The sequence below is a fragment of the Rothia sp. HMSC066G07 genome (genome assembly GCF_001814485.1).
Classification (GTDB): Bacteria; Actinomycetota; Actinomycetes; order Actinomycetales; family Micrococcaceae; genus Rothia.
Window position 1 is genome coordinate 50,474 of the sequence record NZ_KV816920.1, and the last position, 24,749, is coordinate 75,222.

At 64.1% G+C, this 24,749-nt stretch carries 14 protein-coding genes; 8 read left to right on the forward strand and 6 right to left on the reverse strand.

What is annotated here, in order from left to right; genetic code table 11:
* The first annotated feature begins 10 nt into the window (after nt 1–10).
* The 6 genes from hemG (at nt 11) to hemB (ending at nt 7,185) form a co-directional block, all read left to right on the forward strand.
* Entirely contained in the window at nt 11–1,561 is a 1,551-nt protein-coding gene (hemG, locus tag HMPREF2971_RS01215; RefSeq protein ID WP_070690733.1) for a protoporphyrinogen oxidase, read from the forward strand.
* Nucleotides 1,562–1,678: 117 nt separating this feature from the next.
* Nucleotides 1,679–2,500: a hydrogen peroxide-dependent heme synthase gene (gene hemQ, locus HMPREF2971_RS01220; RefSeq protein ID WP_070690735.1), complete on the forward strand. Its 822-nt coding sequence runs from the start codon at nt 1,679–1,681 to the stop codon at nt 2,498–2,500.
* Complete coding sequence (locus HMPREF2971_RS01225; protein ID WP_070690738.1) at nt 2,497–3,945, forward strand: ferrochelatase; 1,449 nt, start codon at nt 2,497–2,499, stop codon at nt 3,943–3,945. Before hemQ ends, HMPREF2971_RS01225 begins: the two co-directional genes overlap by 4 nt.
* Nucleotides 3,946–4,121: 176 nt before the next feature.
* A complete protein-coding gene (locus HMPREF2971_RS01230; protein WP_070690741.1) occupies nt 4,122–5,255 on the forward strand; it encodes a hydroxymethylbilane synthase in 1,134 nt (377 codons plus the stop codon).
* Nucleotides 5,256–5,260: 5 nt separating this feature from the next.
* The gene (locus HMPREF2971_RS01235; RefSeq protein WP_083314067.1) at nt 5,261–6,148 is read left to right on the forward strand and encodes a uroporphyrinogen-III synthase; all 888 of its coding nucleotides are present in this window, start codon (nt 5,261–5,263) and stop codon (nt 6,146–6,148) included.
* A 35-nt stretch (nt 6,149–6,183) separates the two neighbouring features.
* Nucleotides 6,184–7,185 (forward strand): porphobilinogen synthase, encoded by a 1,002-nt coding sequence (gene hemB / locus HMPREF2971_RS01240; protein WP_070690744.1) that lies wholly within the window; start codon nt 6,184–6,186, stop codon nt 7,183–7,185.
* A gap of 89 nt (nt 7,186–7,274) precedes the next feature.
* On the opposite strand, the gene HMPREF2971_RS01245 is transcribed toward hemB, so the two are convergent.
* The 5 genes from HMPREF2971_RS01245 to HMPREF2971_RS01265 form a co-directional block, all read right to left on the reverse strand.
* The gene (locus tag HMPREF2971_RS01245) at nt 7,275–8,447 is read right to left on the reverse strand and encodes a transcriptional regulator (protein ID WP_070690747.1); all 1,173 of its coding nucleotides are present in this window, start codon (nt 8,445–8,447) and stop codon (nt 7,275–7,277) included.
* Between the two features lie 131 nt (nt 8,448–8,578).
* A complete protein-coding gene (locus tag HMPREF2971_RS01250) occupies nt 8,579–9,760 on the reverse strand; it encodes a sugar dehydrogenase (RefSeq protein WP_070690750.1) in 1,182 nt (393 codons plus the stop codon).
* 32 nt (nt 9,761–9,792) lie between these two features.
* Entirely contained in the window at nt 9,793–11,142 is a 1,350-nt protein-coding gene (gene hemL / locus HMPREF2971_RS01255) for a glutamate-1-semialdehyde 2,1-aminomutase (protein ID WP_070690752.1), read from the reverse strand.
* 209 nt (nt 11,143–11,351) lie between these two features.
* Complete coding sequence (locus HMPREF2971_RS01260) at nt 11,352–12,719, reverse strand: threonine/serine exporter family protein (protein WP_070690755.1); 1,368 nt, start codon at nt 12,717–12,719, stop codon at nt 11,352–11,354.
* A gap of 152 nt (nt 12,720–12,871) precedes the next feature.
* Entirely contained in the window at nt 12,872–13,567 is a 696-nt protein-coding gene (locus HMPREF2971_RS01265) for a 3'-5' exonuclease (protein ID WP_012903182.1), read from the reverse strand.
* A 171-nt stretch (nt 13,568–13,738) separates the two neighbouring features.
* On the opposite strand from HMPREF2971_RS01265, the gene HMPREF2971_RS01270 reads away from it, so the two are divergent.
* A complete protein-coding gene (locus tag HMPREF2971_RS01270; protein WP_070690758.1) occupies nt 13,739–17,602 on the forward strand; it encodes a UrvD/REP family ATP-dependent DNA helicase in 3,864 nt (1,287 codons plus the stop codon).
* 79 nt (nt 17,603–17,681) lie between these two features.
* A complete protein-coding gene (locus HMPREF2971_RS01275; RefSeq protein ID WP_070690763.1) occupies nt 17,682–22,442 on the forward strand; it encodes an ATP-dependent DNA helicase in 4,761 nt (1,586 codons plus the stop codon).
* A 1,020-nt stretch (nt 22,443–23,462) separates the two neighbouring features.
* Here HMPREF2971_RS01275 and HMPREF2971_RS01280 read toward each other — a convergent pair.
* The gene (locus HMPREF2971_RS01280) at nt 23,463–24,464 is read right to left on the reverse strand and encodes a phosphotransferase (protein ID WP_070541642.1); all 1,002 of its coding nucleotides are present in this window, start codon (nt 24,462–24,464) and stop codon (nt 23,463–23,465) included.
* Nucleotides 24,465–24,749 lie beyond the last annotated feature (285 nt).

The window sequence follows — 24,749 nt, forward strand, 5'->3', positions numbered from 1 at the left end:
GAGAACCACCATGGGCCACACCAACCAGGCACCGCACCGCACCGCACAGGTCAGTTCCTCCGCCGCGCCCCAGAACGCACGAGCTTTCACCCGCAACGAGAAGGCACCCACCGCCATCGTCATCGGCGGCGGCCCCTCCGGCCTGATCTCCGCACGCCGCCTCGCCGCAGCCGGTATGCGCGTCACCCTGCTCGAACAGCGTCACCACCTTGGCGGTGCCGTTGGTGCCCACGAAGTTGGCGGCCTTCTGCTGGACTCCGGCGCAGAATCCTTCGCAACCCGCAGCCCCATTGTCAGCGACCTCGTCAAGGAACTCGGCCTGGGCGACCAGATCGTCACCCCCAACTCCTACGGCTCCTGGCTGTACCTGCCGCAGGGCGCCCGTCGCACCCCCAGCACCGGCATCATGGGCATCCCCGGCAACGTGAACGATAAGTCGCTGATCCCCGTCATCGGTAAGAACGGTCTGCGCCGCGCCCAGGTGGACAAGTTCCTGCCCGTCTCCGCAGGCGAAAACGCGAAGACCCTCGGTGAGCTCGTGCGCATCCGCATGGGCCAGAAAGTGCTCGACAACCTCGTCGCACCCGTAGTCTCCGGCGTGTACTCCACCCACCCCGATAAGCTCGACGTCGATGCGACCATCCCCGGTCTGCGCGAAGCCTTCCGCAAGCACCGCTCCCTCGCCGCCGCAGCGCACGCTTTCCGCTCGGCAGCCCCCGCAGGCTCACAGGTCGCCGGTATTGTGGGCGGCATGAACCAGCTGTCCGAACGTCTCGTCGAAGACCTGTACGCCTCCGGTGTTCGCATCGTCACCGGATTCGATGTCATCGCCGTTGACCGCGACGAATCCACCGGCCAGTGGTTCATCATCCAGCGCCACACCACCGACGGCGAAAACACCCCCCTCTACGCCGACTACCTGGTGCTCGCCACCGACGGCCCGACCGTGGCACGACTCATCGGCCCGCACGTCTCCACCGCCCTACCCGCCATGGAACCCGGCCCCGAAGTCGCCCTCGTCACCCTCGTCGTTGATGCCCCCGCCCTGGACAAGCACCCCCGCGGTACCGGCCTGCTCGTCTCCGAAGAAGCCACCGCCGTACGCGCCAAGGCACTCACCCACGCCACCGCCAAATGGCAGTGGGTCGCCGAGGCCGCAGGCCCCGGACGCCACGTGGTACGCCTGTCCTACGGCCGCGGCGGCGAAGACTCCCGCTTCTCCGAAGTCGCCCTCGCAGACGAGCAGCTCATCACCCTCGCCCTGCGCGACGCAAGCCGCATGATGGACGTAGCCCTCACCCACAACAACCTCGTTGACGCGGACGTCGTACGCTGGCGCGGTGTACTACCCGCCTCCACCCCCGGCCACCGCGACCGAGTCAAGGAATTCCGTGAACGCGCCAGCGAACTCGGAACCCTCAGCACCGTTGGCTCCTGGGCGGCAGGCTCCGGCCTGGTCTTAACCGTCAAAGACACCTACGAGCAGATCGACCGCCTCATCTACCACGCGGCACAGGACTGGGAAGGCGTCACCGCACCCAAGGCCGCAACCGCCAAGTAGACGGCGCAGCGGCGGCAGAAGCTCAGCCAGTAACTAGACCAAAAAATTGAGAAAACGCGCAGCTACGGAAGCCGCGCCTCCAGCACAGCGAACCCTCGCTGAAGAAAGGAACACACAATGTCTCACGATCACGCAGCACACGGCCACGGCGGCGCACACGGCGCAGGTCAGGGCGGCTACACCCACGCAGGCCACGGCTACGGCGGCGCACCCAAGGGCTACGCAGTCCAGCACTCCGCAGCTGACGAGAACCGCCGCGGTCGCGAAGAAGGCGAAACCCTGCACTACGCCCTGTACACTGTGTTCGCACGCTCCGGCGCACGCCCCGCAGAGTCCAACACCGACGAGGCACGCGCCGAGTTCGAGAAGGTCGTAGAACAGCTCGCAGCAGAGGGCGTGACCCTGCGCGGCATCTACGACGTCTCCGCAATGCGCGACAACGCAGACGTCATGATCTGGACCCACGGCGCAACCCCCGAAAAGCTGCAGGCAGCAGTCCGCAAGATCCGCCGCACCGCACTCTTCGCAGGCACCACCATCGTCTGGTCCACCATGGGCGTACACCGCGAAGCAGAGTTCACCCGCAACCACGCACCCGCCTACGCACGCGGCAAGGCACCCGAAGCATGGGTCTGCGTCTACCCCTTCGTACGCTCCTACGACTGGTACTACATGAACCCCGAACGCCGCGCAGAAATGCTCAAGAACCACGGCATGAAGGCAATCGACTTCCCGCAGGTTCTGGCAAACACCGTCGCAGCATTCGGCATGAACGACTACGAGTGGGTCCTCGCCCTCGAAGCACCCCAGCTCGTTGACCTCGTCGACATGATGCGCCACTTCCGCAACACCGAAGCACGCCTGCACGTACGTGAGGAAACCCCCTTCTACACCGGCCGCCGCATCGAAGCAGACGAAGTAGCAGAGGTTCTGGCGTGAGCCATCAGCCGAACAACGGCGTAACCCTCAACGGCACGCTCCTGCCGGACAACGTGGTACCCAACCGCACCGACCCGGCGAACACCGCCTCCAACGGCCCCGCCGCGCTCAACGAGCAGACCCTCGGTGACTACCGAAGCGAACGCAGCATCACCCGTGACCGTGCCGAAGAGGCGCGCCCCTACGACCTGGTGATTCTCTCCTCCTTCGGTGGCCCCGAGGGGCAGGAGGACGTCATCCCGTTCCTGCGCAACGTGACCGCCGGCCGCGGTATTCCGGATGAGCGCCTCGAAGAGGTCGCCACCCACTACCGCGCCAACGGTGGCGTCTCGCCGATTAACGAGCAGAACCGTGCCCTGCTCGCCGCACTGCAACAGGCGCTCGCTGAGCGCGGCCCGCGCATCCCGATCACCTGGGCGAACCGCAACTGGAAGCCCTACGTGAAGGACGTGCTCGCCGAAGCCTACGAGAACGGGCACCGCAACGTGCTCGTGCTGGCGACCAGCGCCTACCCCGGCTACTCGAGCTGCCGCCAGTACCGTGAGGACTACGGCATGGCGATTGAGCAGCTCGGCCTGGAAGGTCGCGTGCACGTGGGTAAGATTCGTCAGTTCTTTGACGTGCCCGGCTTCTCCCGCGCTTTCGCTGACGGGCTGAAGGACGGTCTGGCAACGGTGCGTGAGCAGCTTGCCGCACGCGATAGCGGTTCGCTGAACCCGCGCCTGCGCATCATGTTCTGCACCCACTCGGTGCCGACCTCCGCGGCGAACGAGGCTGGCCCGCGCGGTGTGAACTACGAGGGCGGCTCCGCCTACGTGGAGAAGCACCTGCAGGTCGCTCGCGCCGTGCTTTCGTTGGTTCGCGATGAGGCCCCGCAGCTTCTGCAGAACGTTGAATGGGAGCTGGTGTACCAGTCCCGTTCCGGCCCGCCGTCCATGCCGTGGCTGGAACCGGACGTCAACGACGCCCTGGAGGCGCTACCCACCCCCGCCAACCCTGCGGAGGACGGCGAAGCACCCGTAGAAGGCGTCGTGCTGGTGCCCCTCGGCTTCGTCTCCGACCACATGGAAGTCAAGTGGGACCTGGACACCGAGGCCCTGGACACCTGCGAGCGCCTGGGCGTGGTCGCGGTACGCACCCCCACCCCCGGCACGCATCCGGCGTACGTGGAGTCGCTGCGCCGCCTCATTGAGGAGCGCGTGGAGAACAGCGTTTCAGCCGACCTGCGCCCCGAACGTGAGAGCGTCCTCGCCCCGAGCGCGAGCGGTCAGTACGGCTGGTTCGACGAGTGCGAACCCGGCTGCTGCAAGCCCGGTCGTGGCGCGCCGAAGCCGGTCATCGCCGAATACGCAGCCGGTGCTGACGGCGCTGAGGACAGCGCTTCTGAGAACGCACCCGCCAGCCGCTCCGGTGGATGCGGCTCCGGCGGATGCTGCTCCCACTAACACCACCCCTGTAGCTCCGGCTCGCCCCAACACCCCATCACCGGTGTGCGGGCGGGTCGGAGCGCACGTGCCTACAAGCCCACACACAGCTGCAGGCGTACACAGCTGTAGGCGCAGCTCAACGCACAGACACACGCACCTACGGGCTATCACACACATCACCGAAAAGGAGAGATATGAGCCATCACGAGTACATCTTGGGCACCCGCGGGTCTGCTCTCGCCCTGACCCAAAGCCGTATTGCCGCCGAAACCGTCACCTCCCTCTACACCGAACACCAGGCACACCACGGCGCCGCAGATGCCGAGGTCGTGGACTTCACCCTGCGCACCGTCAAAACCGAAGGTGACGTGCTCACCGGCCCCCTGGCAACCCTCGGCGGCACCGGCGTATTCGCTGCGGCACTGCGCCAGCGTCTGCTCGACGGCGAGAACGCCTCCGAAGAAAACCGCGTGGACATGGCAGTACACTCCCTCAAGGACCTGCCCTCCGCGCCCTGCCCCGGCCTGGTGGTCGCCGCAACCCTCAAGCGTGAAGACCCCCGCGACGCCCTTGTGGCACGCGACGGTTTGACCGTCGACACCCTGCCGGAGGGGGCCCGCGTGGGCACCGGCTCACCCCGCCGTGCCGCCCAGCTGCGTGCACTGCGCCCCGACCTTGAAATCGTGGACATTCGCGGTAACGTGGGCACCCGCATCGGTCGCGTGAAGGGCCTTGAAGAGCACGCCGGTAAGCAGGTCGTACTCCGCCAGAACACCGAAACTTCCGAACGCGCCGACCACGGCGTAGGCACCGAACGCAGCGGCGACTGCGATGCCGTGGTGCTCGCAGTCTCCGGCTTGAAGCGCCTGGGCAAGGAAGAACTCATCACCGAGTACCTAGACCCCACCCGCATGTTGCCCGCCCCCGGCCAGGGCGCGCTCGCCTTGGAAGTGCGCGAAAGCGAGTTCGAGAACCCGGACCCCGCCGTGCTTGCCGACCCCGAGGTGGCGCGCCCGGTGCGTGCCCTCGGCCGTGCCCTGCTCGCCGCAAACCACCACGAAACCCGCCTCGCCGTCAGCGCCGAACGTGCCCTGCTGCGCCGCCTCGAAGCCGGATGCGCCGCGCCCATTGGCGCGTACGCGCACGTGGTTGAAGGCGACCTGGTGCTTAACGTTGTGGTGGCGTCCCCGGACGGCACCGACATGCTGCGCCACACCTCGGCAACCGCCGAACTGGATGTGCCCGGCGCCGAACGCCTGGGCGTGCGCGTGGCGGAAGACCTGCTGCAGATGGGTGCCGCCGCCCTGGCCGGATTGGACCTGAAGTAGGCGTCATGTCTGCCGCTAGTCCGCAAGCTGAGCCCACACAAGCTGAGTCACCGGAAATTGATACCCCGCGCACGGTTCTGCTGACACGCTCCGCCGCCCAGGGCGCCGCCTTCGCACGCGCCCTCGCCGAGGAATGCACACAGAAAGGGTTAGAGGAGCCCCGGGTATTCTTCGCCCCGCTACAGCAGGCACGCACCGTCGAACCGGGCGCAGACCACTCCGCCGCGCTGGAGGCGCTCGCCTCCGGTCACTATGCGTGGGTGAGCTTCACAAGCGCCAACACGGTTCGTGCCTGTGCCGAGCTGTGGGGCGCGGAGTTCGCCCGCGCCTGCGCGAGTGGGGGAGTGCGCATCGCCTGCGTGGGAGCGGCAACCGCCCGCGCCGTGCACACCCAGCTGGGGCTGGGCACGGATTTTCAGCCGCAGGTGCAGAGTGCCGTGGGCATGCTCGCGGAGTTTGAGCAGCCTACAACCGAGCCCACCGCCGTGCTGGTTCTGGAGGGCTCCAACGCCCGCCCGACCCTGCGCGAAGGCCTCAAGGACCTGGGCTGGGACAGCCACCGCTGCGTGCTCTACGACATGGTGCCCGCCGAACAGGTCGCACCCGGCGAGCTGAGCCTCAGCGCCGCCCGCGCGCTCGTGCAGGGGAACGCTCCAGCACAGGGCAACGAGGCAGAAACCCGCGCGCCGGATGTGCTGGTGGTGACCGCCCCCTCCCGCTTGCACGCCCTACTCGACGGCGCACCCGCGCTAGGACCCGAATCCATGCCGCCGGTGGTGGCGATTGGGGCGAGTACCGCCTCCGCATGCCGTGCCCTGAACCTGCGCCACGTGCAGGCAGATTCGCCCTCCCCCCAGGATTTGGCGCGCGCCGCTGCATCCCTCATTTACTAAGACCACATATTTTTATCGAGTTTTCAGGAGAGATCATGAACCTCACCCGCCGCCCTCGCCGTCTGCGCACCACCGCAGCCATGCGCTCCCTCGTCGCTGAGACCACCCTGCGCCCCTCGCAGCTGATTCAGGTGTTCTTCGTGCGCGACGGTATCACCGAGCCGCAGCCGATTCGTTCCATGCCCGGCCAGTACCAGCACACCCTGGAGAGCATCATCCCCGCCGTGCGTGAGGCGTACGAGGCGGGCATCCGCTGCATCGACCTGTTCGGTATTCCCCGCGACGAGGATAAGGACGAGGTCGGTTCGACCGCGTGGGATCCGCAGGGCATCCTGAACCGTGCGATTGCGGTGTGCCGTGAGGAGTTCGGCGACGACCTGGTGGTCATGGCCGATACCTGTCTGGACGAGTTTACGAGCCACGGCCACTGCGGCGTGCTGGTCGATGACGGCCACGGCACGCTCGTGGTGGATAACGATCAGACTGTGGAGCTGTACTGCAAGATGGCGGTTTCGCAGGCTCGCGCGGGTGCGCACACGGTGTCCCCCTCGGGCATGATGGACGGCCAGATCGCGGCGATGCGTGCCGCCCTGGACGAGGCCGGCTTTGAGGATGTGTCGATTCTGGCGTATTCGGCGAAGTACGCTTCTGCGTTCTTCGGGCCGTTCCGTGACGCGGTAGAGTCGACCTTCAAGGGCGACCGTAAGACCTACCAGCAGGATCCGGCGAACCGCCGCGAGTCGCTTCTGGAGGTGCGCGCTGACCTGGAGGAGGGCGCGGATATGGTGATGGTGAAGCCTGCCGGTAGCTACCTGGATATTGTGCGTGAGGTGGCGGAGTTTTCGCCGGTGCCGGTGGCGGCGTATCAGGTGTCGGGTGAGTACGCGATGATTGAGGCTGCTGCGGCGAACGGCTGGATTGACCGTAAGGCTGTGGCGCTGGAGTCGCTGCGCTCGATTCACCGCGCCGGTGCGGATGTCATCTTGACCTACTACGGTACGGAGGCGGCAGGCTGGCTCCGCGAGCTGGACGCCTAACCCCTCCCTGTTAGACGCTGAGAAGCCACATGTGTTTCGAAAAGCCACGTCTTATGTGGCTTCTCGAAACACATGTGGCTTCTCGCCGTTTATGATTGTTCTTCGCTGACTGGCTTGTACCCGAGGGAGGTACACACAACGTTGCCGTTGGTGAAGTATTCCGCGAGCTTTTCGCGGTCGGCGGGGGAGCGCAGGTCCGCCCAGCGTTCCTGCTCCAGGTAGAACGCAACCTGGGAGGTCAGGCAGACGACCCGCTCATCGTGTACCGCCACAATGTGCCTGCGCAGCCACGGCATACGCTTGGCAAGGTTCGGCGGGATTCTGGACGGCACCTTGATTTCTATCTGCCACTGCGAGGGCTCGTAGAAGGTCGGCTTGATCTGTTCGGGGTTCTTCGGGAAGACGCAGAACTCCTCAATATCGGTGTATCTGTACTTCTTCGCGGGTAGGAAAAGCCGCCCGACGTAGAACGAGTCGGGGTTGAACAGCAGGTACCGCCTCATATAAACCCACCGAGTTACTGCAGTTACGGTGGTAACAATTGCCAGCGTTATGGAAGCTCCACCAATGGGCATTGGCTGAACACCTAGAACTGTCCAACCGACAAGCGAATAGAAGAAGACGATGAGAGCCACAACCAACACAAAGTGGGTTTCAACGTAGAAATCATTCTTTGCCCGAACCGGTTTAGCTTGAGGATGAGCCCCATTCGGCACAGCAAAAACGTTGAGACGCATCAACGCTGTGCTATAGATTTGAGGCAACCCGGCTGTCATGTCATCCGTATCGATGCTGCGGGCTTTACGCCAAGTGCGGCGACCTGAACGTGCACCCACGAACACCATGTAGAACGGCAACAACAGAGCCGGTAGCAGAATGCCATTATGGGCAATATCTGTGTACAGACGAAAGATGGACCGTGCGACAAGGCATGCCCACACATACATGAGCACGTGGAACCACGCCTCAATCGAGGAGATACCGTATACGCTATCGATTTCTTTGCGGGCACGGGTGAGGTTAGAGCGCAGTTTATGTTTTGGTAGCGGGTTACCCTCCAGGGAACGACGTTCGGCATACCTCATTGCATTGTTGACGGGGGAGCCGTAACGGGCGATGTAGAGCTCCTTCGCCTTTTCCGTGCTGATTGTTGCGGGGTGAGTGATAGCGGGTACTATGCATAACCCTATGTAAACGATAAAGGCGATGAGCCATATGTAGCGTACCGGCTCTAGGGGTATCCCCAAAGCGCTTAGCTCCATGAGTTGTCCTCTCTACGGGTATCGGTGATGGTGTGTCTGTGATGCTCAGAAGCCACATGTGTTTCGAAAAGCCACGTCTTATGTGGCTTCTCGAAACACATGTGGCTTCTCGCGGTATTAAAGCAACTCGCTTACTTGTACTGCGCCTTCTGGAAGGACGCGCGGCGTGCCGCCTCCTCCGCATGCTTACCGGCAGGCTTGTACCCCATGGTCGTGCAGATGACGCGGCCGTCCACGAAGTACTTCGCCAACATTTCACGGTCCGCCGGCGAATCCAGCTGCGCCCAGCGTCCCTGCTCAATGTTGAACGCAATCTGCGCCACCAAACAATCAATCTGGTGCTCATTCAGCGAATAGTCGTGCTTGCGGCCGCCGGGGAGCAGAATCTCCAGCGTCCACTGGCTCGCGTCCTTTGGGTTCAGCTTGATAGCGTCCGGGTTCTTCGGGTACACACGGAATGCGCGAACCTCAGAGTAGGGGCGGGACTTCGCCGGAAGGAGCAGACGCCCAGCCTGGAACGAATCCGGGTTGTACAGCACGTAATCGCGGTTGTACATCAGCAGCATGATGATCAGCGGAATGTACGCCGCCGCCAAGAACCAGGAGGCGTGACCGATATAGATCGCTTCCCAATCCTCATCGATGCTCCAACCCGCCAGCGACGTCAAAAAGACAGCGGCGAGCAGGAACGCAATACCGTTGAGCCCCCAGTAGACGGTGCGGTCCTCACGAATCGGCTCCACACCCGGCACCGTGCCGCGCACACGGAACGGGGCGCTCAGCTTACCCAGCGTCGCCGAGTAGATGCGCGGCATGCCCAGCACACGGTCGTCCTTGCTGTAACCGCGTGCTTCACGCCAGTGACGGCGACCCCAACGGGCACCGCAATACACCATGAGGAACGGCAGAAGCAGCGCCGGCAGTACAACGCCGTCATACACGACATCCCAGTACAGGGTGAAGATAGAGACCGCCACAATCCAGCCCCACAGGTACATGACCGTGTGGAACCAGCCGCTAAACACGCCCGCGCCCTCAATAGAATCCAGCTTCTTCTTCGCCTTCTTCGTGGCGCTACCCTTACGGGAGGAGCTCAGCGGCGCACCCATCGCGGTGCGTTCCGCGGTGGCGCGGCGCGCCTCATCAACGGGCGAACCGGACACCTCAAGGTACAGTTCCTGAGCTTTTTCCTGCTTAATCGGCACCGGGTAGGCGATATCCACCAGCAGGCACAAGCCCAGGTACACCATGAAGGCGATCAGCCACACGTCGTGTAGCTGCTCCATAGGCAGTCCCAGAGCGCTCAGATCCATGAGCGGCTCACCTCCTTACGTCTCTCAAACCCTTACGCGGATGCGGCAGCAGCTGCGGCAGCCGGAAGAGCCGAGATGATACGGTTCATCGCCTCATCATTGTGGGCGGCAGAAACGAACCACGCTTCGAACGCGCTCGGCGGCAGGTACACGCCGGATTCGAGCATGGAGTGGAAGAAGGCGTTGTAGCGGCTGGTTGCCGAGGCCTTGATGTCGGCGTAGTTGTGCACGCCCTCCTGAGAGGTGCCGAACGCGACCGAGAAGAGGTTACCGGCGCTCTGGATGGAGTGGTCCACACCGGCGGCGTTGAACGCCTCGGTCAGAGCCTGCTGCAGCTGGGCGCTGCGCGAATCCAGATGCGCGTAGACGGCGGCATCAGCCAGGGTCAGGGTCGTAATGCCCGCCGCAACCGACAGCGGGTTACCGGAGAGGGTACCCGCCTGGTAGACGGGGCCGACCGGCGCCAGGTGCTCCATGACCTCACGCTTACCAGCCAGCGCCGCGATGGGCATACCGCCACCAATGACCTTGCCGAACGTGAAAATATCGGGAACCCAGCCGCCATCCTCGGGAGCCGCGTAACCCCAGTAACCAGCCGAAGACACACGGAAACCGGTCAGCACCTCATCAAAAATGACGAGCGCACCATTCGCGTGAGCAATCTCGTGCAGGCCACGGTTGAAACCGGGTTCGGGGGTCACCACACCCATGTTGCAGGGCGCCGCCTCAGTAATAACCGCGGCAATCTGACCCTCGTGGTTTGCGAACGCCTCACGCACAGCGTCCAGGTCGTTATAGGGCAGAACGATGGTCTCCGCGGCGGTTGCGGCAGTCACGCCAGCAGAACCCGGCAACGCCAGGGTAGCCACACCCGAACCAGCCTCGGAAAGCAGCGCATCCACGTGACCGTGGTAGCAGCCCGCGAACTTAATAATCTTGTCGCGACCGGTCACACCGCGCGCCAGACGAATCGCAGTCATGGTCGCCTCAGTACCGGTCGACACCATACGCACCTGATCAATAGCGCCGGGAATCGCCGCGTTAATACGGTTGACCACCAGCTCAGCCAGCTCAGCCTCCGGCGCGCTCGCCGCACCAAAGGACAGGCCGCGCTCAGCCGCCTGCTGAACCGCCTCAACAACCTGAGGATGCGCGTGACCCAGAATCGACGGGCCCCACGAGCAGACCAGGTCAACGTACTCGTTGCCGTCCGCATCGTACAGGTACGCGCCCTTAGCCTTCGCGGCAAACGCGGGGGTGCCGCCCACAGAATTGAAAGCACGCACCGGGGAATTCACGCCGCCGGGAATCACCGCGCGAGAACGCTCAAACAGCTTCTCGCTGGCTTCGTGGTGTAGCGGGTGGGTAGAGGAAGGAGTCATCGTATCGGTGCCTTTCAACAGAGACGGCGAACTAAAGAATTACAAGGGACGATGCGCACCAGGCAACGGAGCCCGCACGCCACTAGCGTCCCGTACCTAACCATCATAGGCGCTACAGATGAACCGCAGGTGACAAGCACCTGAACGTACCGAAAGGTGACGATAAAACACAACAGACAAGTTAGGGAACAGAGAGGACGCGCAACGCGCTAACGCAGGTGCCGGTCGGTATCCAGGCGGTTCAGAACCTGGGTGTCCTGATCGAACAGCCAGTTCTTGTCGAAGATTAGACGCACGAAGGCCAGGCCCATACCCAACGCCATGAAAATCAGCAGGGACTGCACGAAACCGCTTGCCGCCGAGTACATGTCACCGCTAGCAAAATGCGACATCGAACGGTAGAACGGAACACCCGGAACCATCGTCACCACCGCCGGAACCGACAGGGAAATACGGGTGTACTTGCGCTGATGCAGCGGCGCCACAATCTCAGCCAAAATACCCACACCAAACACGGCAATCGTCGCCGCCATATGCGCGGGCATACCAGCCTCAACCATGTGAATACGGATGGGGTTCGCCACCGCAGCAATCACGCCACCCCACACGCACGCCACCGGGGATGCGGCGAAGAGCATCGCGAAGCCGGCCGCCGCAACACCCGAAGAAAGCACCTGCAGAAGCAAATACAGGGTCGGGTCAAGGTTAAGAGGCGCCGGGGCAGCCAGCGGCAAATGGAACAGCGAACCCAAAACCCACACCGCAAACGACGCACTCAGCAACAACAAACCCACATAGGTTAGACGCGAAATACCCGCCAAAAAGTCCATGCGGGAAATATCGAGCATGCCCGTCACCATGGGGAAACCGGGCACCAAGAACAGTACCGACGAAATAAAACCAATCATATGGTTCGGGCTAATCCAACCCGCCGCGACCAGCACATTAACAATCGCAATGTACAGGCCCGCCGCCAGGAAGCCGCACGCCATCCACGTTGCCAAATGGCTCACCCCGCGCTTGAGCAGAGTCGAACGCAAAAACTGGCCGGCACCCGCCGCGAAGAACACCACCGTGCACTCCACCAGACCGCCACGGTTCAAGAACGCGAACCCGGCACACGCCACCGCCGACGCCAGCGCCAACATCCAGCGGGTGTATAGAGGCTTCGCCGAATCGATACGGTCCAGCTCGGCGTTCGCCTCCGCAGGGGTAATCTTTTCAGGAAGCTCAGAAATGAACTTACCCAACTGATCCAGCTTATGAGCGTTAATGCCCATCGTGCGCTGCTCAGCCACCTCAGTACGGAAATTACCCTCCGTGTAAGAAGACGTCGAAATTTCGGTGAAGGTCACCTGCGCGTGATGCTCCTTCAACCCCACAGCCTTCGCCAAACGCGCCATCGACGCCTTAATACGGTATGCGCTCGCACCCGACTTCATCAGGATGCGGCCCAGGCGGAGCACCACCTGCGACTGCGCCACCAAATGCTCATGAGCCAGACGGGTAGACCCCAGATAAATACTGCGCGTATTAGTGTCAGGGTACGGCTCGGTAGTGCGGGGCTGATCATCCATGAGAGGCCTTCCGGGTCGTGCTATTCACGTGCTATTCGTGTAGGTGTGGTTCCTTATCTAGCATAGGGGAGAAGCCCAAACGGGGATAGTGTCAGCCCGTCAGCAAAGGAGAAGTGTTTGGGGATGCTGCCTAGGTTTTTAGCGGCGCAGTTTTATCGGCGCACAGGCCAGCGGCCGTCAATAACCTCAGATTCCTTACCCGGCTGCGTACGCAACCACGCCTGGAAGCTCGCCGCCTGCTCCGCCGCCCACTGAATCTGCTGCTCGTGCAGCTGGCGCGCATCCACGTTGAGGACCTCGGGGAACTGCTCGGTCAGCTTCACCAGCAGACGCTCCGCCGCCAGGGCATCATCAGCGGAGGTGTGGGCGTTCTCCAGGGAGACACCGTACTCGGCGGCAAGAACCTCCAGGGTGCGCTTGCCGCGCTTACGCGGAATCACGTGCTTATGCAGAACGTACGGGTCGAGCACCACACCCGGCGGCAGCTCACCATTGGCAATATTGTGGCGCAGCATCTCGTGGTGCAGCACCGAGAAATCGTAGGCGGCATTGAACGCAATAATCGGCACACCGTCAAGGTTCAGCGCACCAATCGCGCCGGCTAGCTCCCACACGACCTCGCGGGCGGGACGGCCGTGCTCACGCGCGTACTCAGTCGTAATACCGTGCACGGCGGCGGCACCGGCAGGGATCTCAACGCCGGGGTCGGCAAGCCACTCGCCACGGCGCACCACATTACCCTGAGGGTCCAGCAGGATCAGGGAAGCAGTCACGATGCGGGCGGTGGTGACGTCCACACCGGTGGTTTCAAGGTCAAAAGTGGCGCGCAGGCCGTTCATCCAGGTCATGCTATAAGACTAACCCAGCGGAGAAGGAGGCGCGCGCCTGGTCGTCACCCGGCTGTGGATAAGCCCTTGGCGAGGCGGCATATTAAGTCACCGAGGCGGCACATAAGTAGCTGACGAGCCCGAATGACCGTCGACAAGGTACAACCGCGCTACAGCCGATAGACTGAAACCATGACAACCCAACTTCTCACCGGCATCCCCGGAACCGGTAAAACCCACCACCTCACCGAACGCGCCCTGCGCTACCTCGCCGACGGGAACAACCCCGCCCGCCTGCTCATCCTCGCACCCACCCGCACCGCCGCGACCCGCATGCGAGACACCATCGCCGCATCCAGCGACCGCAGCCTCTCCGTAGCACCCACCCGCGCCTGGGCCGCATACGCCTTCGACCTGCTCAAACGAGCCCAAACCCGCGGGCTACTTAGCGGCGTAGAAGGCAACCTCAAACTCCTCTCCGGCCCCGAACAAGACGTCATCATCGGCGAACTACTCGCCAACCACGCCGAAGGCATCGCCCCCGGACCCGCCTGGCCCGACGTACTCCGCGACGCCCTCGCAACCCGCGGCTTCCGCCACGAAATCCGCGACTTCTTCGACCGCATGGCAGAATACGACCTCACCGCCGAAGACGTACACGCCCTCGCCACCGAACACAACCAGCTCGCCTGGCACGCCCTCGCCCAACTGCACACCGAATACCGTGCCGTGCGAGCCCTCCGCGCCAAAAACGCCTACGACCCGGCAGTACTCATCAACGACGCCTGCCGGCTGCTGCTGCGCGCCCCCGAATTCCTCGCCGAAGAACGCCGCCGCTACGACCTGATCCTCATCGACGACGTGCAGGAACTCAGTCCCTCCATCTACCGACTGTTGCGCCTCATCGCCGCAGAAGTCGCCCCCGCAGACGCCGCGCACCTGACCGAAACCCACCCCGACCTCTTCGCTGAAGGCCCCCAGGTTGTCATGACCTACAGCGACGAAGCCGTCGTCCAGGGCTTCCGAGGCGCCCGCCCCGACCTCGTCACCACCCTGCAGGCAAGCTTCCCGAGCATGCGCACCCGCACGCTCACCACCTCGTACCGCCTGCCCGCACTCATGATGCCGCTTGTGGCAGACATTCGCCGCCGCCTGCCGCGCTACACCCGGTTCGTGCCGCTCACCGCTGAACAGGAGGGGGCGAAGAATGGTGCGCAGGGAGGTGTAAAGAACGGCGCGCCCGCGACCTTCGGACGCATCAACACCACCCCCGCCGACGAAGCCCTCACCTGGGGCGCCGCCGACGAACCGCTGCTGCATCTGGGCGCCGATGGCAAAATCCTCGACCCCGCGCACTACCGCACCGCACCCGCCGGCGTGTATAAGTATGCGCTTTCCAGCTCTCAGGACGAGGCGAACCTCATCGCCCAAATGCTGCTCGAAGAACGCATCTACGGCAACCACCCCTACCGCGAGTCCGCCATCATCGTGCGTAACAGCGCGGACGTGGCGCGCATCCGCCGCGTGCTCTCCTCGAACGGTATTCCCTCGCGTACCTCCGCGGCGCTCGTGCCGGTGCGCGACGAGCCCGCCGTACGCCCCTTCCTGGATGCGCTCAGCCTGCTCGTCTACGCCCGCAAGCGCGGCGAGAAGGCACTGAACCCCGCCGTGCACATGCCCGCTGCAGAAGGTGTGGAGTCGGGGGAGCGTGGCGGCTACGAGGCCCTCAGCGCAACCGAAGCTGAAGAACTCATGCGCCGAAGCCTCGATGACGTCATCGCCGAAGAAAGCCGCGCCAACCCCCTCGGCGGCGCGCAGAGCGCCATCACCCTGCTCACCTCCCGACTCGGTGGCGCATCCAGCATGGACGTGCGACGACTCCGCCAGCAGCTGCGATCCATCGAACTGCAAAGCGGCGGCCACCGCCCCAGCGATGACCTGCTCCTCGGCGCACTGCTGCACCCCGAAACCCTCCCCGAAGAGGGCGTAGGACGCGCCGTGCACCGCATCGCAGCCGTGCTCTCCGCCGGACGTAAAGCACTCGCGCGCCCCGAATCTACCAGCACCGAAGTGCTCTGGGCGCTCTGGGAAGCCAGCGGCCTCGAAAAGACCTGGGTCGCCCAGTCGCGCGGCGCAGGCCCCGACGCCGATGCAGCCCACCGCAACCTCGACGCCATGATCGGTCTCTTCGAAGCCGCCGACCGCTTCGACGAGCAGATGCGCGGCGCCGGTGCCGAGCAGTTCCTCGACTTCATCGACGCGCAGGACCTGCCCATGGACACCCTCGCCGCCCGCGGCGTACGCCAAGACGCGGTCGAGATTCTCACCCCCGCGCTCGCCGCCGGTCAGTCCTGGCGCACCGTATATGTATGCGGTCTGCAGGAAGGAACCTGGCCCAACACCACCGTGCGCGGTTCCCTGCTGAGCACCGGCGACCTTGTGGACCTGTGCGATGCGCGCCTCCGCCAGCGCTCCCAGCAGGCAGAACAGCAGCCGGGTGAGGGTGAGCAGCCTGTGCCGCCCGCGCGCATCCGCAGCTACCCCGAACGCGTGCGCGACACCCGCCACGACGAGCTGCGCATGTTCGCCGTCGCCGCCACCCGAGCCAGCACCCGCCTCGTGCTCACCGCCGTGCGCAATGACGATGAGGCACCCGGCGAGTTCTTCGACTTTGTGCTGCCCACCGACGCGGTCGGCGACTCCACGGACGTGCCGATTACTCGCGTGCGCCGCCCCGCCACCCTGCGTTCTCTGGTGGCGGAGCTTCGCCGCACCCTCGTTGAGGAGTCGCTGAACGCGATGCGCGCCGAAGACGCACAGGACGGCGCGCCGGCTGGAAGCATGCCGGAGGAAGAGGCTCTCACCCCGGAGGCTTCCACGTACCGACTCGATGCCGCCTCCCGCACTCTGGCGCGCCTGGCGAATGCGCAGGCGCCCGGTGCCGCACCCGACGAGTGGTGGGGCCTGCTGCCGCTTTCTAGCACGGAGCTACTCTTTGCGCACCGCCCGGCAGACCACGTTGAGCTGGACGAAAACCACGGTGAAGACGGCGAAGAACACGGCGAAGAACAGGCTGAAAACCCTGCCGAAAACCCTGGCCGCCGCACGATTACGCTCTCGCCTTCGCGCCTGGAAACCATCCACAGCTCCCCGCTGGATTGGCTGGTTTCTGCCGCCCGCGCGGAAGCCCAGACCGACCTGTCCCGCTCCCTCGGCACGCTCGTTCACGCCATCGCCGAGGAGTACCCGACCGGCACCCTCGAAGAGCTCCAAACCGCCCTCGACGAGCGCATTAGCTCCCTCGGCGTGCCCGCCCGCAAGGAGGACGAGACCGACGAAGAGTACCGCGAGCGCGTGCCCTGGGAATCCTACGCCCTCTACGAGCGCGCCAAGCGCATGATTCTGCGCCTGAGCTACTACTACCGTCAGCACATGGGTGACGCCGGCTGGCAGAACCTCGGTGTTGAAGGCTCCTTCGCGGTGCGTGTGCCCGTGCCCTTCGACCCCGCCGGTGAGGTCGGCGAGCTGGATGCGCTGCTCACCGGCCGTGTGGACCGCCTCGAGGGTACCGCCCCGGCGGAGGACGGAACCCGCCGCTACGCCATTGTTGACCTGAAAACCGGTAAGTCTAAGCCGACCGGCTCGGAGATGGAGACGCATCCGCAGCTTGCCGCCTACCAGGTTGCGGTGGAAGCTGGCGCGGGCGAGCAGCTGGAGGAGCGCTACCGAGCCGAAGCCGCCGCCCTGGAGGCGGGCGAACCGCTACCGGATGCCCGCCCCCAGGAGCTGGAGTACACCGGCTACACGGGTCATTCCGCAGGCGCGGCGCTCGTGCAGTTGGGCGCCTCGGGCGTGAACGATGAGAGCAAGACTCGCCTGCAGGTTCAGCCGGCTCTGACGGAGCACGATTCGTGGGCGGCTGAGCTGGTGCAGCACGCCGCGGAGCTGATTGCTGGCTCGCAGGTGCAGGCTCGTCACCGTGAGGGCGGCTATGGGTGCCGTCTGCCGGAGATCTGCCCGATTTGTACGCGCGGCCGTCAGGTGACTCAGCCCTAGTAGCCGCGTACCCTACGTTTACTTTCGATATCACTCACACCGAACCTCCCATGAGAATGATCCATGAGGAAGAGGAATCATGACTGACTCTGGCGCATATGGCGCTGATATGCAGGGCGCTACTACCCCCGGCGCTCACCCCGGTTCTGGCACCGGCATGCTCACCCCCGCCCAGTGGTGCGAGCACAATAGCTGGCAGCTGCCCAACGGCGTGCTCTTTTCTGCTGAAGCCGCCGCAAATGACCCCGCGCTGAAGCCTGCCGACTACCGCAGCGCCCTCGACATTGCCGAGATGCTCAACGGCGCCGACGGTAAGAAGCCGACCCCCGAGCAGGTCCGCATGATTGAGGCGGGCCCCGCCCCGACCCTCGTCATTGCCGGTGCCGGTTCGGGTAAGACCGCGACCATGGTTGACCGCGTGATTTGGCTGGTCGATAACGGTTTTGTGCGCCCTGAAGAGGTGCTTGGCGTGACCTTTACCCGCAAGGCGGCAACCGAGCTGCGCAGCCGTATGCGTGCCGGTCTGAACACGCTGCGCCGTAGCCGCCGCGTCGCCCCGAGCGATGAGGAGCTACGTGAGGGCATCGCTGACCCGACCGTGCTCACCTACCACTCCTACGCGAATAACCTTGTCAAGGAGTACGGTCTGCGCCTGGGCGTGGAGCAGGACGCGCAGATGCTTGGCGATGCGCAGAAGTGGCAGCTTGCCGCGCAGATTGCGCAGTACTGGGAGGGGGAGCTTCCCCTCGATAGGGACGGCGTGCCGGTGTCTGCGGCGACCATGATTAACCAGATGCTGCAGCTCTCTGACGAGTGCGCGGAGCACCTGGTGGAGCCGCAACAGGTTATTGACTTCTGTACCGAGCAGTTGGCGGCGTATGCGGCGGTGCCCGAGCCTCGCCGTGCGACGAAGACTGAGAGGGACGTTCAGAAGGTTCAGCGTCTGCTGCGTAACCGCCGAGTGTACGCGCGCATGGCGATGAGCTACGCCCGCGTGAAGGCGCGCATGCAGGTGCTGGATTTTGGTGACCTGATGCGTTTTGCCGCCCGCATTGCGGAGGCTGACCCGGCGATTCGCGAGGGTGAGCGTGCCCGCTTCAAGGTGGTTCTGCTGGACGAGTTCCAGGACACCTCGCACGCGCAGATGAGCTTGTTCTCCTCGATTTACGGTGCCGATGAGGCGGCGGGTATTCCGGCGCATCCGGTGATGGCTGTGGGTGACCCGAAGCAGTCGATTTACGGTTTCCGTGGCGCTTCGGACGGTCAGATGTTCAGCTTCTACCGTCATTTCCCGACCGAGCATGTGCAGCCGCTGTTCCTGTCCATCGCGTGGCGTAACGACATTTCGGTGCTGAACGCGGCGAACCACGTGGCGGAGAAGCTGAAGGAAGTTCCCGAGTGGGTGCGTGCCGCCGACGGCGATATTACCGCCGCTCAGGTTCCTGACCTGCGCCCGCGCTGCGCCCTGGTGGGGGATCCCGGTTCGCTCGCTTTTGAGCAGGCGGCAGCGGGCATGGTGGGGCGCGTGGATTTGACGTACCACGACTCTGACCGCGAGGAGGCTGTGGCTATTGCCGAGCGTATTGCGGCGATGCGCGCGCAGGCGGTGCGCGAGTATGAGCGCGCCTACGCGGCGCATCGTTCCGGGGATGGTTCGGTGCGTCCGCATCTGAAGATGCCCGAGATTGCGGTGTTGGCGCGTGTGCACGGTCAGCTGGACCCGATTCGTGTGGAGTGCGAGCGTCTGGGTATTCCGGTGCAACAGGTGGGTTTGGGCGGTTTGCTTTCCCAGCCGGAGGTTGTGGATTTGGTGTCGGCGCTACGTGTGCTGGCTGATCCGAACCGTTCGGATGCCCTGGCGCGCCTGCTGACGGGTGCGCGTTGGCGTTTGGGTGCGGCGGATATGTTGGCGCTGGGCGATTGGGCGCAGTCGCTGGTGCGTGAGCGTGAGCGTGCCCTGCGCGAGCAGATGGCGTTGCGTATGCTCGCCGAGGCTGAAGACGCCGACGACGCAGCCGCTATCCACCTGCAGGCGGAGCACCTGCGCGCCGCCCAGGAACGCCTGGACGAAACCCTCAAGGGCGCGGTGGAGGACTCCTCCGGCTACGCCTCCCTGATCGAGGCGGTGGAGAACCTGCCGCAGGACGGCGCGGACGGCGAACCCCTCTACGGTGAGCAGTATCGCGGCCGCCGTTTCTCCCCGGCGGCGCTGGAGCGTCTGCGTGCTTTCGCCGAGCAGATGCGCGTGCTGCGTGCCGGTTTGAGCGAGGATTTGGGCACGCTTCTGTACGAGATTGAGCGGACCATGCTGCTGGACATTGAGCTGGCGGTCCGCCCGGGTACCGACCCGCTGGGTTCACGCGCGAACCTGGACGCTTTCCACGAGGTTGCCGCCGCCTACGGCATGTCAGCGCCTCGTATTAACGCGATGATTTACGCCGGCTCTGACGGCGTGAGCGCGGAGGAAGGCGACCCGGGTGCGCGCCGCTTCCTGCTGTCTTCGGGCGGCGTGAGCTACGTGATGGGCTTCCTCGCGTGGCTTGAACGTGCCGATGACGAGGAGAAGGGCCTGGCGCTGGGCGCTGTGGAACCTGACCCGAATGCGGTGCAGCTGATGACCATGCACGCCGCGAAGGGCCTGGAGTGGGATCATGTGCTTCTGCCGGGTCTGTGCGGTAGTGCGACCGGCGGGCAGACCCCGAACCTGTGGCAGATGTCGGCTAATGCGGCTCTGCCCTGGCCGCTGCGTGGCGACCGCGAGTACCTTCCCTCGATCCTTGAGACCCCGGAGGAGATTACCGCTTTCGAGAAGGCGAAGGACCTGGAGGACTACCTGGCCGAGCATAAGGATGATGCCGCCGAGCATGCCGGCATGGAGGACCGCCGGCTCATGTACGTGGCGATGACCCGTGCCCGTAACCTGCTGGCGTTGAGCGCCTACCGCTGGAAGAGCGCCGCTATGCTCCCCCTGCCGGTGCAGCCCTTCTGGGAGGAGCTGATGGAGATGCTTTTCAAATCGCTCTTCGGCATGGGCACCCCCACGGTAGACGCGCCCTCTATGCGTTTCGAAGAGACGATGGATACCCCCTGGGCAGCGCCGCAGCTGGTGGGCATGGGCCTGTCGTACACGATGCCGAACCCCGCCGATAAGCGCAAAAAGGTGCACCTGAACCATGTGCGCCGCTGGGTTGAGCAGCTGGCTGAGTCGAAGTACCGCCTGACCGAGCCGGTGACCCTGGTGCACGGTACGGTCGTGGATCCCTCGAACCTGCCGCCCGCCCCCGAAGAGGCGGCACTGCTGGAAGAGCTGGAACTCTACCCCGTAGACGCTGACGAGCTCACCCCCGTACAGGCGGAGGCGCGCGCGAACGCCCGGGCAACCTACGCCGAGCAGGTGCAACGCTACGCGTGGGCGCTGGTTGAGGCCATGGCTCCCGCCCTCGCGCAGGATTGGCAGCTAGCGGCTCCTTCCGTACGAGCACGCACGGTGGCGGAGAACTGTACCCGCCTGAACCTGCCGGTGCCCGAATGGATTATCGAAGCCACCGAGCGGGAGAAATGGCGTGAGGCGCAACCGCCTCAGCCCGGTTTCTCGCCCACGGTGGCGGCGGCGTTGCCGATTGAGGTGCGCGGCCAGTTCGCCCAGAAGAACTACGAGGACAGGAACCCGAACCTGGGTGCGGTGCTGACCGCTATGTGGCCTTTCGACCCGCTGGAGCGCCCCGTGATTTGGCGTTGGGCTTCTGACGATGCCCTCAACCGGGGCACGGAGGCGGTGCTTCGCCGCGGCCAGCATGAGCAGCTGGAACGTGAGATTGCGATTAACTCCTCGAGCCGCCGCGAGGCGGTGGAGCGTGCCGCCCTGGCGGTGGAGCTCGCTGTCGGCGCGGGGGAGGATGACCTGCACCAGAGCGGGGATGTAGCGGGGGAGAGCGCAACCCCCCCTGCACCCGCCGTACTCGCTGTACACGGCGAGTCCGCCATTCCTGAATCCCTGCGCCAGCAGGCGGTGGACTGGGAACGCGAAGCCGACCTGCTACTGCTCATGATGGGCCAGACCGACCCGGTGCTGAGCGAGCAGCTGCCAGGGCACCTGTCCGCATCCACGTTCATTCGCCTAAGCGAGGACCCGCAGGGCACGGTGCATCAGCTGATGCGCCCGGTGCCGCAGCGTCCCTCGCGCGCGGCAACGATTGGTACGGCGGTGCACGCGCTAATTGAGGAGCACTTCGGGGTGGCGCCGAGCGCCGACCCGCTGGAGGCACCCGACGCGGAGGACACGGTGGGCGTTGACCTGCCTGCTTCTGCTGCTGCCTCCGCCTCCGCCGCGCCCGCTGAGCCTGCAGATCCTGCTGACCAGCAGGAACAGGACGAGTTCACCTTCGAGGACGACTTCGAGGAATCCGAGAGCGAACTGGACGCCTCCGTTCAGCGCCTCTGGGAGCGCTTCGCCAACAGTGAGTGGGGCAGCGACGAGTGGAAGGACCGCATCTGGGCGGTCGAATACCCGGTCGAAACCCACATCGAGGGCGTAAGCCTGCGCGGCCGTATCGACGCGGTATTCCGCACCGAGGACGAGGACGGCGAACGCTGGGTTCTGGTGGATTGGAAGAGCGGTTCCCGCCCGAAGATGGCGACCATGCAGTCTCGACGTTTCCAGCTGGGCCTGTACCGCATCGCATTCTCCCGCATTATGGGCGTGGACCCGGAGCGTATCAGCACCGTGTTCGTGTACCTGGGCGGCAAGGGTGTTGCGGAGGTGTGGGATCACCAGATCCGCGGCGGCCTGCCCTCGGAGGCGCAGCTGGCGAAGGTGATCCGCGAGGCGCGCAAGGGCTAGGTAGCGGATCTCAACAGCGAATCTCCCAGCGCCGGGCGGGCGGCGCTCGCGCGTTAGCTTGAGCCAATAACCGAATACAGAAAAGCAGCTCACGGAGGCATTGCGCCTCGTGAGCTGCTTTTCTGCGTGGACTTCTGCGGTTAATGGCAGAGAACGCCTCTTCACCCCACTGCATTAGGGTGATGAGGCGTCCTCAGCCGCTGAAGAACTATAGAGGTACTTCGTGCCCTCGCACGCTCCGGGAAAGAATTGCGCCGAACGACTGCCGCTCTCGCGGCCTCACTCGCGCCGCCGGCGCCCCGTGGGGTTTGCGTGCGTCTTTACTCTCAAACACAACCTCGAAAGTAACTCTATAGATTTCTGCCATCGGTGATTGGTTGCGCGGTGCATGAATCCGGCTCGGGTCTGACATGACCGGTCAGGGTCCCGTCCAATCTGTCTCCCCAATTTATCGCTGCCACGATATCAGCGCTGGTCAGTGCGCTATGGGGAGTGTGTCCGCTGGTATTCTCGCGGCACAGCAAAAGTATTCCAGGAGTTTTTGAAAAAATCTACAGGGTAAGTTTTTACCCTAAAATGCACTATTTTGAGCATAGTTCAAGGTGAAGTTGAGACTCTGTGGACTCCCGAGGTCAAAAGTTGGTTCATGTGGGTTTGTGGCGTATTAGCACCCGGGAAATATTGTGAATGGCGCCTTTAGCGCACCTTCAAGTCTCAGCCTTAATCTGAGTCATTCATGCACAAAAATGCAAAACTGGTGCTCAAAAGGTGAGGGGAAACACTTAAAGAAATTTCGGCAAAAAGCCCACTAAAGCCCCTCCACTAGCCCTTATAGGCATCATCCCGTCGGTTTGACAGACAGTCAGGAGAGCAGGTTTCACCGGGCGCGAGTCAGCGGATATACAACCCAGTAGGTACAGTTCAGCCCCGCAGCGCAGTACTGCGGGGCTGAACTGAAAATCTAGCTGAACCGAAAACCTATGCGGTAAGTAGCAACCTAACAGCTACCCGACCCAATACCTACTCGGTGGGGCCGACTAGCGGGCCGACCTCCTCCTGTCCGAGCAGTTCGCCGGAGGCGCGCAGGTCGTCCTGAATGTCCAGGAGCATGGACACCGCGTGGGTTGCGCCGTCGCGGTCGCCAACCTCCACGGTGTGGGTGAGCCACTGGGCGATCGCGAACTCCGCGTAGAAGTTCGCGCGCTGCGCCAGGTAGGCGTCGGGCAGCTGAGGCATCTGCTGGCGGTACACCTCGATTGCCTCGTCGGTGAAGTCGATGTCCTGGCAGGAGTACAGCCAGGCGAAGTCCTGCGCGGGGTCGCCCACGTGCACATCGGACCAGCCGGTGACCTCCACGATGCGCGCCGTCGAGGGCGTGACGTGCAGTACGAGGTTCTCGGCCCCCATGTCACCGTGGACCACGCGCGGGCGGAACTGCCACATGGGTCCGGGGGAGAGCACGGTACGCCAGTGTGCGAGCAGGTCGGCGGGCACCTTGCCGGTTGCGGCGGCACGCTCGAGCTCGGCGTTCTTGCGCAGGCGAATCTGCTCCGAAGAGTAGGAGGGCAGATCGGCTTCGTAAATAATGTCTTCGGGCATCACGTGCAGGGTCGCAATGTCCTTGGCGATGATGGACGCCAGGGAGGGGCGGTTTGCCGCAACTTCGCGGCGGCTCAGCTCGGCGAGCTGGTCCACGTCGTAGATGGTGCCGGGGATGTGCGTGTACACGAACACGTTGCCGCCCGCGTAGGGTACGGTGCCGGCGACGGTGGGTACGGCGAAGGGCAGTCGTGCGCGCAGACCGGGGCTGAACGACTGCAGGATGAGGTGTTCAGCTTCCAGACGCATGCTGGCGTCGGGGCGGCGCGGGGCGCGCACTCGCCAGCGGCGACCGGTGGAGTCGGCGATGATTGCCGAGTCGAAGTCGTCGCTGTCTTCGCGGACCGGTTCGGCGCCGACGGGGTAAATCCCGGGCACTCCGGCGGAGACAATGGCTGCTAGCTGAAGGGGAGATAAAGTCACGGGTTAAGGTTACCAAACCAATGTGTGCCGTTTAGTAGTTTTTGGGATCTTTATGCCAAGTGGTGAAGATACTCGTGGACAAGCCTAAACGTGCTCGCTTGCGCAGCCCGTTGAGCTTCTACTTACCCACTCCAAAAGAGGCGGGTTCCTCACGCCCTGAATGAAAGCAACAGCTAAGAAGCCGCGGCGGGTCTGGGGAACACAGTCTGGGAGAATACAATGGAAGACCGGCTATCACCGCCTCGCGCACCCGCATACACACATGTCCGTATGCCCGCGCGAGCG